Source organism: Klebsiella sp. CN_Kp113 (genome assembly GCF_040064585.1).
Lineage (GTDB): Bacteria > Pseudomonadota > Gammaproteobacteria > Enterobacterales > Enterobacteriaceae > Klebsiella > Klebsiella michiganensis.
In genome coordinates this window covers 58,890-72,386 of sequence record NZ_JBEAID010000011.1, presented here as the reverse complement: position 1 = coordinate 72,386, position 13,497 = coordinate 58,890, and the positions used below count along the sequence as shown (strand labels likewise).

Genomic DNA, 13,497 nt, shown 5'->3' with positions numbered 1-13,497 from the left:
CGGCCGGGTGAGAGAAGTGTGACGTACTTAACGTAACCAGGCGGGCAGGTCGTTGAGCCCCATCGCTTGACGGATAAGCTGCGGCTTCACGCCGGGCAATGTATCCGCCAGCTTAAGACCGATATCGCGCAGCAGCTTCTTCGCCGGATTGTGGCCGGAGAACATGTCGCGAAAGCCCTGCATCCCCGCCAGCATCAGCGCAGCGCTATGTTTACGGCTGCGTTCATAGCGACGCAGATACAGATGCTGGCCGATATCCTTGCCCTGCGCGTGCAGGCGCTTCAGTTCGTCGATCAGCTCGGCGGCATCCATAAAGCCAAGATTAACGCCCTGCCCCGCCAGCGGATGAATGGTATGGGCGGCATCGCCGACCAGCGCCAGACGATGGGCGGCAAACTGACGCGCATAGCGGCCGGTGAGCGGGAAGACCTGGCGCTCGCTCTCCACGGCGCATAAGCCGAGGCGGTTATCGAAGGCAATATTCAGCGCCTGGTTAAAAGCGGCATCGTCCGCCTGCCGCATCCGCTCAGCCTCTTCGGGAGAGAGCGACCAGACAATCGAGCAGAGGTGCGGATCGCTCAGCGGCAGAAACGCCAGAATCCCTTCGCCGTGGAACGCCTGACGCGCCACCGCTTCGTGCGGTTCTTCGGTGCGAATAGTGGCAACCAGCGCATGATGGTGATAATCCCAGTAGGTGAGCGGGATATCAGCTTTATTGCGCAACCATGAATTGGCCCCATCGGCGCCAACCACCAGCCGGGCGGTTAACATCGTGCCGTCCTGCAGGCTAAGAAAGGCCTCGTTCTCCCCCCACGCAACCTGCTGCAGCTGCGCCGGGGCCAGCAGAGTGACGTCCGCGCAGCGCTGCGCTTTTTGCCACAGGGCGTGGTGAATCACGGCGTTTTCAATAATATGCCCAAGGTGGCTAAAGCCCATGCTCTGGTCATCAAAGCTGATGCGGCCAAAACTGTCTTTATCCCACACTTCCATACCGTGGTAGCAGCTGGCGCGCTGGGCGATAATATCCTGCCAGACGCCCAGTTTGCTCAGCAGCTTCTCGCTGGCGGCGTTAACCGCCGACACCCGCAGCGCCGGCGGCGCATCCGCGCTTAACGGCTGAGGCGCGGCCTGTTCCAGCACCGCAACGCGCAGCCCGCTGCCCTGCAAACCGCAGGCAACCGCCAGCCCCACCATTCCACCGCCAACAATAGCGACATCAACACTTTGCACGTTTCACTCCTTAACGGGGAACCCAACCGAGGGTACGCTGCGCCAGCGCATCGCGCGCCGGGGTAAATAATTCCATCGCCATCAGGCCGACGTTGCGCCCCACCACCAGCGGCGCCCAGCGATTGGCGAACAGATGCACCAGCCCATCGGTCACGCCGACGGTGGCGGCTTTATCTGCGGCGCGTCGGGTCTGATAGCGGCTCAGAAGCGGATAGCCGCCCGGATCCTCTCCTTCTGCCTGCGCCTGCGCTAGCATTTCCGCCAGGCTCATGACGTCGCGCAGACCGAGGTTAAATCCCTGCCCGGCAATAGGATGCAGCGTTTGCGCCGCGTTGCCGACCAGCGCCAGCCGATGCGCAACCGTGCGGCTGGCTCGGGTGAGCGAGAGCGGATACACGCTGCGCTTTCCGGCATGGACGATCCGGCCAAGACGCCAGCCGAATGCCTGCTGAAGCTCATGGCGGAAGCGTTCGTCCGACCAGCTCAGCACCTCTTCACGCCGCGACTGCGGATGACACCACACCAGCGAGCAGCGGCCCTGCGACATGGGCAGCATCGCCAGCGGGCCGTGTGGGGTAAAGCGTTCAAACGCGCGCCCGCTATGCGGCTGCGCGGTACTGACGTTGGCGATAATCGCCAGCTGTTCATAGGGTTCCTGCTGCCAGCTGATACCACAGCGGGCCCCCAGCGTCGAGCGCGAGCCGTCGGCGGCGACCAGCAGTTTACCGCTGAGGGTTTCGCCGTTGTCCAGAACCAGGCTTACGCTCTCTTCGCTGCGGCTGACATTTTCCACCTTTGCCGGGCAGTGCAGCGTCACGCCCGGCGCCTTGCGCAGCTGCGCAAACAGGCGCTGGCCGACATCGTGCAGCTCAACCACCTGGCCCAGCGCCGCCAGCCCATACTCCTCAGCCTCGAGCGTCACAAACCCCGCGTGGCCGCGATCGCTGACGTGAACGCGCTGAATGGCCGTGGCGCAGTCGGCTATCTCTTGCCAGATATCCACGCGAGCCAGCTGCTGGCAGGTACCGGCAGCCAGAGCGATGGCGCGGGCGTCAAAGCCCGGATGCTGCGCGGAATCCGGCGCAGATGCTTCAACCAGATGCACCGGCAGCGTACCGCCGGTCAGGCGAGATATCGCTAGCGCCAGCGTCGCGCCGGTCATTCCTCCGCCGACGATCAGGACGCTCATAGCTGGCGCGCCGCCGCCATCAGCGCCTCGATATCGTCCGCTTTTTTCACTACGCCGGCGGTGAGGTTCTCATTACCGTCTTCGGTAATGACGATGTCGTCTTCAATACGAATGCCGATGCCGCGGTACTGGGCCGGCACGTCGGCATCCGTCGCAATATACAGCCCCGGTTCAACGGTCAGCACCATTCCCGGCTCAAGAATACGCGAGCGGTCAACGTCATAGCTGCCGACATCATGCACGTCGAGCCCCAGCCAGTGGCTCAGGCCATGCATAAAGAAAGGACGATGGGCGTTATTAGCAATCAGCTCATCAATTTCACCTTTCAGGATCCCCAGACGCACGAGGCCGGTAATCATAATCCGCACCACCTGCTGGTTAACCTCTTTAATTGAGGTACCCGGGCGATAGAGCTTCAGCGAGGTTTCCAGAGATTCAAGGACGATATCGTAAATCTCGCGCTGGGCCGGGCTAAATTTGCCGTTAACCGGGAAAGTTCGGGTGATATCGCCCGCGTAGCCGCGGTATTCGCAGCCTGCGTCAATCAGCACCAGATCGCCGTCGCGCAGCTCGCACTCATTTTCGGTGTAGTGCAGGATGCAGCCATTTTCGCCGCCGCCCACGATGGTGTTATAAGAAGGAAAGCGCGCGCCGTGACGGTTGAATTCGTGAAGGATCTCGCCTTCCAGATGATATTCGAACATCCCGGGACGGCATTTTTCCATAGCGCGGGTGTGGGCCAGCGCGGAGATCTCCCCTGCGCGGCGCATGACCTCCAGCTCTTCTGCCGATTTAAACAGGCGCATCTCATGCACCATCGGCCGCCAGTCAATGACCGAGCCTGGCGCCTGCAGATTCTGCCGTACGCCTTTGCGCAGTTTTTCCAGCGCGTTAAACACGATGTCGTCGGCGTAGGCATATTCGCCCTGCGCAAAGTAGATAGCGTCGAGGCCGTTAAGGAGCTGGAACAGCTGCTGATTGATTTCACTAAATGCCAGCGCGCGATCGACGCCCAGCTTCGCGGGGGCAGCTTCCTGCCCGAGGCGGCGGCCAAACCAGATTTCAGCGGTCAGATCGCGCACGCGGTTAAACAACACGCTGTGGTTGTGCGTCTCATCGCTTTTAATCAATACCAATAGCGCTTCTGGCTCATTAAAGCCGGTGAAGTACCAAAAATCGCTGCTCTGCCGGTAGGGATATTCTGAATCTGCGCTGCGTACCGCTTCCGGCGCGGCGAAAATGAGCGCTGCGCTGCCCGGCTGCATCTGCGCCAGTAGAGCCTGGCGACGAGAGAGAAATTCCTGCTGAGTCATGACGCCCCCTGAACGATTTAATGAATGATTAGTGTAGCGTCGGCTTTTGAACTTCCGGCGCAGTGGGTTTCTGAAGAGAGAAGGTGTCGTGGCACAGCAGCGCAGCAACGCGTACGTATTCGATAATCTCCTCCAGAGACATTTCGAGCTCTTCCTGATCCTCGTCTTCGTCATACCCGAGCTGAGCAATATTGCGCAGATCGTCGATGGCTTCACCCGTTTCGTCTTTGACTTTATCCAGCTTAGGCTGCGTCACGCCCAGCCCAAGCAGAAAATGGTTCACCCAACCCGCGAGCGCATCGGCGCGATCGAACACGCTCACCTCGTCGCCATCCGGCAGGTAGAGCTGGAATAAGAAACCGTCATCCTCCAGCGAATCGCTGGTGGCGGAATGCATGTTACGCAGCGCCTGCGCCAGCTCGTGACCAAAAGCCAGGCCTTCGTTAGTCAGATCGTGCACCAACGGCTGCCAGCTGCTGTCTTTGTTGCCGCCGCACAGGATCCCGCTAATCAAACCGTGCATTTCGGCAGGGGTTAATCCTACCCCTTGTTGGTTCAGTAACTGGTCTACAGCGTTGTAGCCAGGCATTTCGTTCTGTATAGACATGCGCATTCGTCATCGTTGGGAGGAATATTCATGATATGCTACCACTTTGGACCCTGGTGAACCAGAATAGGGCTTGTATCTTAAAACCAGGGTAGCTATAGTGTCGCCCCTTCGCAGACCCTCCCAGGGCGTGAAGGCCGCGCAGTCAATCAGCAGGAAGGTGGCATGTCTGCACAACCCGTAGATCTCCAAATTTTTGGCCGTTCACTACGAGTGAATTGCCCGCCTGAACAAAGGGATGCCTTAAACCAGGCAGCTGACGACCTGAATCAGCGGTTGCAAGATTTAAAAGAACGCACTAGAGTCACAAATACTGAGCAGCTGGTCTTCATCGCCGCGTTGAACATCAGCTATGAGTTGACTCAGGAAAAAGCGAAAACCCGCGACTACGCCGCCAGCATGGAGCAGCGTATTCGGATGCTTCAGCAGACCATCGAACAAGCATTGCTTGAGCAAGGTCGCATAAGCGAAAGACCCGGGCAGAAGTTTGAATAACACTTTGCATTTAACTGTGTTAGAGTAATCGCAAGAACAAAATTTCTCTGAGATGTTTGCAAGCGGGCCAGTCCCCTGAGCCGATATTTCATACCACAAGAATGTGGCGCTCCACGGTTGGTGAGCATGCTCGGCCCGTCCGAGAAGCCTTAAAACTGTGACGACACATTCACCTTGAACCAAGGGTTCAAGGGTTACAGCCTGCGGCGGCATCTCGGAGATTCCCTTCTTTTTCGTTTCATCCCCCTAAGTTAATTTTCGGCTTTCGCCGCCGTGTATTAGACTACGCCTGTTGGTATCGTTTGCTCACCGATGAGACTCAGGTATGACCCTATTGTCAGATATCCCCTTTACCAGGCAGCAAATTCGTCAGCAGATCCGCCAGCGCCGACGCGCGTTAACGCCGGAGCAGCAAACCCAGTTCGCCCTCCAGGCGGCGGACAGAATGATGGCGTATCCGCCGGTTCTGCTCGCGCAGACGGTCGCGGTATTTCTTTCGTTTGATGGCGAGCTGGATACGCGGCCGCTGATTGATCAGCTCTGGCGGGCAGGCAAACGGGTCTATCTCCCCGTGCTTCATCCGTTCAGCCCCGGCAATCTTCTGTTTCTGCACTACCACCCAAGCAGCGATCTGGTGGTGAATCGTCTGAACATCCGCGAACCGAAGCTCGACGTGCGCGATGTCCTCCCGCTTAGCCAGCTGGATGTACTGGTAACGCCGCTGGTCGCGTTTGATGCCGCCGGACAGCGCCTGGGTATGGGCGGCGGATTTTACGACCGGACGCTGCAAAACTGGCGGCAGTATCGCCTGCAGCCGGTCGGCTACGCGCATGATTGCCAGCAGGTTGACGCGCTGCCGACGGAGCAGTGGGATATCCCGCTGCCAGCGGTCATCACGCCGTCAAAAACCTGGCTCTGGTAAAACGCCCGAACAATTGACATTGCTGTTTTTTTCACCTAAATTCCTGGGTGAAGGGTGAGGGAGGCGAACCTCCCTCCTGCATTCTCTCTGTTAATATGCTGGCCAGGCGATGATTAACAGGATAAGCAGCATGATGAAGAGTCTCATCATCGTCCCTTTCCTTTTAGAGCCCCTGCCTCGGTAGGGGCTTTCCCGTTTCAGCCCCACGCTGAGTCTTTATCGTAAATCCCTTTCTTTCAGGCACAACGACATCCGACGGTTTTAATCGTCGTTTGCGGCAAGCCTCGCAAAGCGTTTGGGTGGCGACGGGAAATTGCAGAAGGGTCTATCAGGAGAAAAGGGGCAGGTCGATGACCTGCCCGCTGGCATAAAAGGAGTTAGAACAGCAGACGGGCGCGGATGGTACCAGGAATAGCCTTCATCGCCTGCAGCGCGCTCTGGGCGACATCTTCTTCGGCTTCGATATCAATGACCACGTAGCCCATTTGCGGAGTGGTTTGCAGATACTGCGCCGCGATGTTAATGCCCTGCGCGGCGAAAATCTGGTTAATCGCGGTCAGAACGCCCGGACGGTTTTCATGGATATGCAGCAGACGGCGCCCGCCGTGCAGCGGCAGCGACACTTCCGGGAAGTTAACCGCCGAGAGCGTAGAACCGTTATCGGAGTATTTCGCCAGCTTGCCCGCCACTTCCAGACCGATGTTTTCCTGCGCTTCCTGAGTTGAGCCGCCAATGTGCGGGGTCAGGATAACGTTGTCGAACTCACAGAGCGGAGAGTTGAACGGATCGCTGTTGGTCGCCGGCTCGGTCGGGAAGACGTCGATCGCCGCGCCCGCCAGGTGCTTGCTCGCCAGCGCATCGCACAGCGCCGGGATATCCACCACGGTGCCGCGAGAGGCGTTGATCAGCAGCGCGCCGGGTTTCATCAGCGCCAGCTCTTCCGCGCCAATCATGTTCTTCGTGGAGGCGTTTTCCGGCACGTGCAGGCTCACCACATCGCTCATGTTCAACAAATCAGAAAGATGCTGGACCTGAGTCGCGTTACCTAACGGCAGCTTGCTTTCAATATCGTAGAAATAGACATGCATCCCCAGCGATTCGGCCAGAATACCCAGCTGCGTGCCGATATGACCATAGCCGATAATACCCAGCTTTTTGCCGCGCGCTTCAAAGCTGCCGACCGCCAGCTTGTTCCATACGCCGCGGTGCGCTTTGGCATTTGCCGCCGGTACGCCGCGGAGCATAAGCAGCAGTTCGCCGATCACCAGTTCAGCAACGGAACGGGTATTGGAGAACGGGGCGTTAAACACCGGGATACCGCGTTTCGCCGCCGCGTTTAAATCAACCTGATTGGTACCGATACAGAAGCAGCCAACCGCGACCAGCTTCTCCGCCGCCGCGAAGATCTCTTCAGTCAGATGAGTACGGGAACGCAGGCCGATGAAATGGGCATCACGGATGGACGCTTTCAGCTCTTCGCTATCCAGCGCGCCTTTATGAAATTCGATATTGGTGTAGCCCGCTGCGCGAAGGCTGTCCACCGCTTTTTGGTGCACACCTTCAACCAGCAGAAATTTAATCTTGTCTTTTTCCAGTGATACCTTAGCCATTTCCCCGTCCTGTTTTTGTCTTAACTGATGTCGTGCGGAACGAAAGTTCTTCTCAGCAACATATCAAAAAAAACTATTGCGGCAATATGAACGTTTGCGTCGGCAACCTGAAGAAATATCAATCAGCGGGAAATAGCAGGACAAAACACCAGAAAGTAAAAGAAAGGTAGATTGTTACTAAGACAAGGCGCATAAATGTGACAGAAGTCACCAAAATAGGCCTGGAGAAAAAATATTTGCGAGGGAGCGATTCGCTCCCTCGGATCAGACTATTTAGTGATAGTTTTTACACCATCAGCGGTGCCAATCAGCGCAACGTCCGCACCGCGATTCGCAAACAGGCCAACGGTCACGACGCCCGGAATACCGTTAATGGTATTTTCCAGCGCAATAGCGTCCAGAATTTCCAGACCAAACACATCGAGGATCACGTTGCCGTTATCGGTCACGACGCCCTGACGATACTCCGGACGGCCGCCCAGCTTAACCAGCTGACGCGCCACGGCGCTGCGCGCCATCGGGATCACTTCCACCGGCAGCGGGAATTTACCCAGAATATCCACCTGCTTGGAAGCATCGGCGATACAGATAAATTTGTCGGCGACCGAAGCGATAATTTTCTCACGCGTCAGCGCTGCGCCACCGCCCTTGATCATCTGCATGTGGCCGTTGATTTCATCTGCGCCGTCCACGTAAATACCAAGACGATCAACGCTGTTCAGATCAAAAACCGTAATACCAAGGCTTTTCAGTTTTTCAGTAGAGGCATCAGAGCTGGAAACCGCCCCTTCTATTTGCCCTTTCATGGTACCCAGCGCATCGATAAAGTGCGCCGCCGTCGAGCCCGTACCGACCCCAACGATAGTGCCCGGTTGTACATACTGCAGTGCCGCCCAGCCTACCGCTTTTTTCAGTTCATCTTGCGTCATGATTATGGTCCGAGATGTGAATTCCTGAGGCGCATTATAGAACATCAGGGGGGTCATTGTCCCTGCGACGGCGATCACACAACGCGGTCGCCAATTTTTCATCTTCATCAAAAACAAATTTATGTCATAGTGCGAGTTAACGAAAAGTATTAGGGGGCACGCCAGAGCAATGAAACGACCGGACTACAGAACACTACAGGCGCTGGACGCGGTAATCAGGGAACGAGGGTTTGAGCGCGCCGCGCAGAAGCTTTGTATTACGCAGTCCGCCGTCTCTCAGCGCATCAAACAGCTGGAAAACATGTTTGGACAACCGCTGCTGGTGCGAACCGTACCGCCGCGTCCCACCGAACAGGGGCAAAAGCTGCTGGCCCTGCTGCGTCAGGTCGAACTGCTGGAAGAGGAGTGGCTGGGCGATGAACAAACCGGCTCCACGCCGCTGCTGCTATCGCTGGCGGTCAACGCCGACAGCCTGGCCACCTGGCTGCTGCCCGCGCTCTCCAGCGTGCTTTCCGACTCCCCTATTCGGCTGAACCTGCAGGTGGAAGACGAGACCCGGACCCAGGAACGCCTGCGCCGCGGCGAAGTGGTCGGCGCGGTCAGTATTCAGCCGCAGGCGCTGCCCAGTTGCCTGGTCGATCAGCTCGGTGCCCTCGACTACCTGTTCGTCGCCTCGAAGGAGTTTGCCCAGCGCTATTTCCCCAACGGGGTGACCCGCTCGGCGCTGCTGAAAGCGCCGGTGGTGGCATTCGATCATCTCGATGATATGCACCAGGCCTTTTTGCAGCAGAACTTCGATTTGCCGCCGGGCAGCGTGCCCTGCCATATCGTGAACTCCTCGGAAGCCTTTGTGCAGCTGGCCCGTCAGGGAACAACCTGCTGTATGATCCCGCATCTGCAAATTGAGAGAGAGCTGAACAGCGGCGAACTGATTAACCTCACGCCGGGCCTGTTCCAGCGCCGGATGCTCTACTGGCACCGTTTTGCTCCGGAAAGCCGCATGATGCGCCGGGTGACCGATGCGCTGATCGATTACGGCCATAAAGTGTTGAGACAAGATTAACCCCCGCAAGCAGGCCGGCGCCGTCCGGCCTGTATGACCCACCTTCTCCTGTTCATATCTTTGAAATACATCACAAAATAAAACATTTCATGCGGCAAAAAACGACGCATCGATGGCTATTTTTTGCTGGCGACAGGGGCGATGAAAAAGCTCACCGTATTCGCAATATCCCATTTCATTGCGCATACGGAGCACAACATGTCAGAGTTACGGGAGTGGCAAACGCTCGCCAACAAAGAGCTCAGCTGGCGGGAAAAAACCGTCGATGCCCTGGTAAAACAGACGGCAGAGGGCATTGACGTTAAGCCGCTGTATACCGAAGCCGATCTTGATAATCTGGAAGTGACCGGCACCCTACCCGGCCTGCCGCCTTTCGTTCGCGGCCCGCGCGCCACCATGTACACCGCACAGCCGTGGACCATCCGCCAGTACGCCGGTTTCTCCACCGCCAAAGAGTCCAACGCTTTCTATCGCCGCAACCTCGCCGCGGGGCAGAAAGGGCTTTCCGTCGCCTTCGACCTCGCGACCCACCGGGGCTATGACTCCGATAACCCGCGCGTGGCGGGCGACGTGGGGAAAGCCGGCGTGGCGATCGATACCGTCGAAGACATGAAGATTTTATTCGATCGGATCCCGCTGGATAAGATGTCCGTATCGATGACCATGAACGGTGCGGTGCTGCCGATAATGGCGTTTTATATCGTCGCGGCGGAAGAACAAGGGGTTGCGCCTGAACAGCTCACCGGCACGATCCAGAACGATATTCTGAAAGAGTACCTGTGCCGGAATACCTATATTTACCCGCCAAAGCCCTCAATGCGCATTATTGCCGACATCATTGCCTGGTGTTCGGGCAACATGCCGCGCTTTAACACCATCAGCATCAGCGGCTACCACATGGGCGAAGCCGGAGCCAACTGCGTGCAGCAGGTGGCCTTTACCCTGGCCGACGGTATCGAATACATCAAGGCCGCGCTCTCCGCCGGACTGAAAATCGATGACTTCGCCCCGCGCCTGTCGTTTTTCTTCGGCATCGGTATGGATCTGTTTATGAACGTCGCGATGCTGCGCGCCGCACGCTACCTGTGGAGCGAAGCGGTAAGCGGCTTCGGCGCCACCAATCCGAAATCCTTAGCCCTGCGCACCCACTGCCAGACCTCCGGCTGGAGCCTCACCGAGCAGGATCCGTATAACAACGTAATCCGCACCACTATCGAAGCGCTCGGCGCCACGCTCGGCGGCACCCAGTCACTGCACACCAACGCTTTCGACGAGGCGCTTGGCCTGCCCACCGACTTTTCCGCCCGTATCGCGCGTAATACGCAGATCATCATCCAGGAGGAGTCAGAGATCTGCCGCACCGTAGACCCGCTGGCCGGATCGTACTACCTCGAATCGCTGACCGATCAAGTCGTTAAGCAGGCGCGAGCCATTATGCAGCAGATCGACGACGCGGGCGGAATGGCGAAGGCGATCGAGGCCGGACTGCCGAAACGGATGATCGAAGAGGCCTCCGCCCGCGAACAATCGCTGATCGACCAGGGCAAGCGCGTCATCGTCGGCGTCAATAAGTACAAGCTGGAAAAAGAAGATGAAACGGCGGTACTGGAGATCGACAACGTCAAGGTGCGCAACGAACAGATCGCCTCGCTGGAAAAAATTCGCGCCAGTCGGGACGACGTGACGGTAAAAGCCGCGCTGAACGCCCTCACCCACGCCGCGCAGCATGGTGAAAACCTGCTGGCCGCCGCCATCAACGCCGCCCGCGTCCGCGCCACGCTGGGCGAAATTTCCGACGCGCTGGAGGCGGCGTTTGACCGCTACCTGGTGCCCAGCCAGTGCGTCACCGGCGTGATTGCGCAAAGCTACCACCAGTCAGACAAAGCCGCCGGCGAGTTCGACGCTATTGTTGCGCAAACCGAAAAATTCCTCGCGGAACGCGGCCGCCGCCCGCGCATTCTGATCGCCAAAATGGGTCAGGACGGTCACGATCGCGGGGCCAAAGTGATCGCCAGCGCCTATTCCGATCTCGGCTTCGACGTTGACCTGAGCCCGATGTTTTCCACGCCAGAAGAGATCGCCCGCCTGGCGGTGGAAAACGACGTGCACGTGGTGGGCGCCTCATCTCTGGCGGCAGGCCACAAAACCCTGATCCCCGAGCTGATCGATGCCCTGAAAAAATGGGGGCGGGAAGATATCTGCGTCATCGCCGGCGGCGTCATCCCGCCGCAGGATTACGCCTTTCTACAGGCGCGCGGCGTGGCCGCCATTTACGGCCCCGGTACGCCGATGCTGGAGAGCGTACGCGACGTCCTGATGAGGATTAGCCAATATCATGATTAACCACGCCACGCTGACGGACGCCGTGCGGCGACTACGCCTGGGCGAGCGGGCCACGCTCGCCCAGGCCATGACGCTGGTGGAGAGCCAGCATCCCCGCCATCAGGCGCTAAGCGCACAGCTGCTGGATGCCATTATGCCCTTCACCGGCAACGCCCTGCGCCTCGGCGTCACCGGCACGCCGGGGGCCGGAAAAAGCACTTTTCTGGAAGCTTTCGGCATGCTGCTGATTCGCCACGGCCTGCGGGTCGCGGTGATAGCGGTCGATCCGAGCAGCCCGGTCAGCGGCGGCAGCATTCTTGGCGACAAGACGCGCATGATCGAACTGGCGCGATCGGATTCGGCCTTTATTCGCCCGGTGCCCTCCAGCGGCCATCTGGGCGGCACCAGCCTGCGCGCGCGGGAGCTGATACTGCTGTGCGAAGCGGCGGGCTATGACGCGGTGATTGTCGAAACCGTCGGCGTCGGCCAGTCGGAAACGGAACTCTCCCGGCTGGTGGACTGCTTTATCTCGCTGCAGATCGCCGGCGGCGGTGACGATCTGCAGGGCATTAAGAAGGGGATTATGGAGATGGCGGATATCGTGGTTATCAATAAAGATGATGGCGAGAACCGCGCCAGGGTGGCAATCACCCGTCATATGTATGAATCCGCCCTGCATATTCTGCGCCGCAAGCACGCCGCGTGGCAGCCGCGCGTTTTGAGCTGTAGCGCGCTGGAGCAGCGCGGCATCGAAGCCGTCTGGCTCGCAATTCTTGACTTCAAAACCACCCTCACCGACAGCGGCGATCTGGAAAAACTGCGCCAGCGCCAGGCGCTGGAGTGGCTACAAAAGCAGGCCGAAACCGAGGCGCTGCACCTGCTGTTTGCCCGAACCGACTTTGCGCGCTACTTCCAGCAAACGCTACAGGCGGTAAAAAACAACGGCCTCTCGCCGCGCACCGGCCTGCGGCAGATTAGCGAATTCCTCCAGAATCATTACTTTGCGTAAAAGGATATTTATGTCTTATCAATATGTTAATGTCGATATTATCCGCAAGGTTGCGGTGATTGAGTTCAACTATAGCCGCAAGCTCAACGCCTTAAGCAAGGTGTTCATCGACGATCTGATGCAGGCGCTGAGCGACCTCAACCGGCCGGAAATTCGCTGCGTCATTTTACGCGCGCCCGGGGGAGCAAAGGTTTTCTCCGCCGGCCATGACATCCACGAATTGCCCGGCGGGCGCCGCGATCCGCTCTCGTATGACGATCCGCTGCGTCAGATCACCCGTATGATCCAAAAGTATCCGAAACCGGTGATCTCCATGGTCGAAGGCAGCGTCTGGGGCGGCGCGTTTGAGATGATCATGAGCTCCGATCTGATCATCGCCGCCAGCACGTCCACGTTCTCTATGACGCCGGTGAATCTCGGCGTGCCCTACAACCTGGTCGGCATTCACAATCTGACCCGCGACGCCGGCTTTCATATCGTGAAAGAGCTGATTTTCACCGCCCTGCCGATTACCGCCCAGCGCGCGCTGGCGGTCGGTATTCTCAATCACGTGGTGGACGCCGACGAACTGGAAGATTTTACCTTGCAGATGGCGCACCACATCTCCGAGAAAGCGCCGCTGGCGATCGCGGTCATTAAGGAAGAGCTGCGCGTGCTTGGCGAAGCCCACACCATGAATTCCGATGAGTTCGAACGTATTCAGGGAATGCGTCGCGCCGTCTACGACAGCGTGGATTATCAGGAAGGCATGAGCGCGTTTATGGAAAAGCGTAAACCTGAGTTCGTCGGCCATTAATCACGCCGGATT

12 protein-coding genes and 1 other RNA gene are annotated in these 13,497 nt (G+C 58.2%); 7 read left to right on the top strand and 6 right to left on the bottom strand.

The genetic code is table 11. The annotated features are described in order from the left end of the window. Positions 1-27: 27 nt before the first annotated feature. The 4 genes from ubiI to ABLV30_RS05400 are packed head-to-tail and all read right to left on the bottom strand — an operon-like array spanning position 28 to position 4,339. Positions 28-1,230 carry an FAD-dependent 2-octaprenylphenol hydroxylase gene (gene ubiI, locus ABLV30_RS05415; protein ID WP_004854091.1) on the bottom strand — a complete coding sequence of 401 codons (1,203 nt, stop codon included), beginning with the start codon at positions 1,228-1,230 and terminating at the stop codon, positions 28-30. A gap of 10 nt (positions 1,231-1,240) precedes the next feature. Further along, a complete protein-coding gene (ubiH, locus tag ABLV30_RS05410; RefSeq protein WP_049083217.1) occupies positions 1,241-2,419 on the bottom strand; it encodes a 2-octaprenyl-6-methoxyphenyl hydroxylase in 1,179 nt (392 codons plus the stop codon). Beyond that, positions 2,416-3,732, bottom strand: a complete 1,317-nt coding sequence (pepP, locus tag ABLV30_RS05405; protein ID WP_014226807.1) for a Xaa-Pro aminopeptidase — start codon at positions 3,730-3,732, stop codon at positions 2,416-2,418. The genes ubiH and pepP overlap by 4 nt, the downstream gene beginning before the upstream one ends. 28 nt (positions 3,733-3,760) lie before the next feature. Further along, on the bottom strand, positions 3,761-4,339 hold the full coding sequence (locus ABLV30_RS05400) for a YecA family protein (protein ID WP_004133578.1): 579 nt from the start codon (positions 4,337-4,339) through the stop codon (positions 3,761-3,763). 165 nt (positions 4,340-4,504) lie between these two features. On the opposite strand from ABLV30_RS05400, the gene zapA reads away from it, so the two are divergent. The 3 genes from zapA (at position 4,505) to ABLV30_RS05385 (ending at position 5,756) form a co-directional block, all read left to right on the top strand. After that, positions 4,505-4,834, top strand: a complete 330-nt coding sequence (gene zapA / locus ABLV30_RS05395) for a cell division protein ZapA (protein WP_004105598.1) — start codon at positions 4,505-4,507, stop codon at positions 4,832-4,834. 41 nt (positions 4,835-4,875) lie between these two features. After that, positions 4,876-5,059: non-coding RNA, 6S RNA (gene ssrS, locus ABLV30_RS05390), on the top strand. Positions 5,060-5,159: 100 nt separating this feature from the next. Beyond that, positions 5,160-5,756 carry a 5-formyltetrahydrofolate cyclo-ligase gene (locus tag ABLV30_RS05385; RefSeq protein ID WP_047722932.1) on the top strand — a complete coding sequence of 199 codons (597 nt, stop codon included), beginning with the start codon at positions 5,160-5,162 and terminating at the stop codon, positions 5,754-5,756. A gap of 377 nt (positions 5,757-6,133) precedes the next feature. On the opposite strand, the gene serA is transcribed toward ABLV30_RS05385, so the two are convergent. Next, the gene (gene serA / locus ABLV30_RS05380; RefSeq protein WP_004115297.1) at positions 6,134-7,366 is read right to left on the bottom strand and encodes a phosphoglycerate dehydrogenase; all 1,233 of its coding nucleotides are present in this window, start codon (positions 7,364-7,366) and stop codon (positions 6,134-6,136) included. Between the two features lie 269 nt (positions 7,367-7,635). Next, positions 7,636-8,295, bottom strand: coding sequence for a ribose-5-phosphate isomerase RpiA (gene rpiA, locus ABLV30_RS05375; protein ID WP_004125006.1), 660 nt, complete (start codon positions 8,293-8,295; stop codon positions 7,636-7,638). A gap of 169 nt (positions 8,296-8,464) precedes the next feature. Here rpiA and argP point away from each other — a divergent pair, with 169 nt between their 5' ends. The 4 genes from argP (at position 8,465) to scpB (ending at position 13,485) form a co-directional block, all read left to right on the top strand. After that, positions 8,465-9,358 carry a DNA-binding transcriptional regulator ArgP gene (gene argP, locus ABLV30_RS05370; protein WP_004105608.1) on the top strand — a complete coding sequence of 298 codons (894 nt, stop codon included), beginning with the start codon at positions 8,465-8,467 and terminating at the stop codon, positions 9,356-9,358. Positions 9,359-9,556: 198 nt separating this feature from the next. Then, a complete protein-coding gene (scpA, locus tag ABLV30_RS05365; RefSeq protein WP_348865567.1) occupies positions 9,557-11,701 on the top strand; it encodes a methylmalonyl-CoA mutase in 2,145 nt (714 codons plus the stop codon). Further along, complete coding sequence (gene meaB, locus ABLV30_RS05360) at positions 11,694-12,689, top strand: methylmalonyl Co-A mutase-associated GTPase MeaB (protein ID WP_064375475.1); 996 nt, start codon at positions 11,694-11,696, stop codon at positions 12,687-12,689. Before scpA ends, meaB begins: the two co-directional genes overlap by 8 nt. Before the next feature lie 10 nt (positions 12,690-12,699). Continuing rightward, positions 12,700-13,485, top strand: a complete 786-nt coding sequence (scpB, locus tag ABLV30_RS05355) for a methylmalonyl-CoA decarboxylase (RefSeq protein WP_265802022.1) — start codon at positions 12,700-12,702, stop codon at positions 13,483-13,485. The last annotated feature ends 12 nt before the right edge of the window (positions 13,486-13,497 follow it).

Coding starts and splice junctions, on each gene's coding strand:
- scpA (WP_348865567.1), top strand. CDS start 9,557: ATGTCAGAGTTACGGGAGTGGCAAACGCTCGCCAACAAAGAGCTCAGC.
- serA (WP_004115297.1), bottom strand. CDS start 7,366: ATGGCTAAGGTATCACTGGAAAAAGACAAGATTAAATTTCTGCTGGTT.
- rpiA (WP_004125006.1), bottom strand. CDS start 8,295: ATGACGCAAGATGAACTGAAAAAAGCGGTAGGCTGGGCGGCACTGCAG.
- scpB (WP_265802022.1), top strand. CDS start 12,700: ATGTCTTATCAATATGTTAATGTCGATATTATCCGCAAGGTTGCGGTG.
- argP (WP_004105608.1), top strand. CDS start 8,465: ATGAAACGACCGGACTACAGAACACTACAGGCGCTGGACGCGGTAATC.
- zapA (WP_004105598.1), top strand. CDS start 4,505: ATGTCTGCACAACCCGTAGATCTCCAAATTTTTGGCCGTTCACTACGA.
- meaB (WP_064375475.1), top strand. CDS start 11,694: ATGATTAACCACGCCACGCTGACGGACGCCGTGCGGCGACTACGCCTG.
- ABLV30_RS05400 (WP_004133578.1), bottom strand. CDS start 4,339: ATGTCTATACAGAACGAAATGCCTGGCTACAACGCTGTAGACCAGTTA.
- ABLV30_RS05385 (WP_047722932.1), top strand. CDS start 5,160: ATGACCCTATTGTCAGATATCCCCTTTACCAGGCAGCAAATTCGTCAG.
- pepP (WP_014226807.1), bottom strand. CDS start 3,732: ATGACTCAGCAGGAATTTCTCTCTCGTCGCCAGGCTCTACTGGCGCAG.
- ubiH (WP_049083217.1), bottom strand. CDS start 2,419: ATGAGCGTCCTGATCGTCGGCGGAGGAATGACCGGCGCGACGCTGGCG.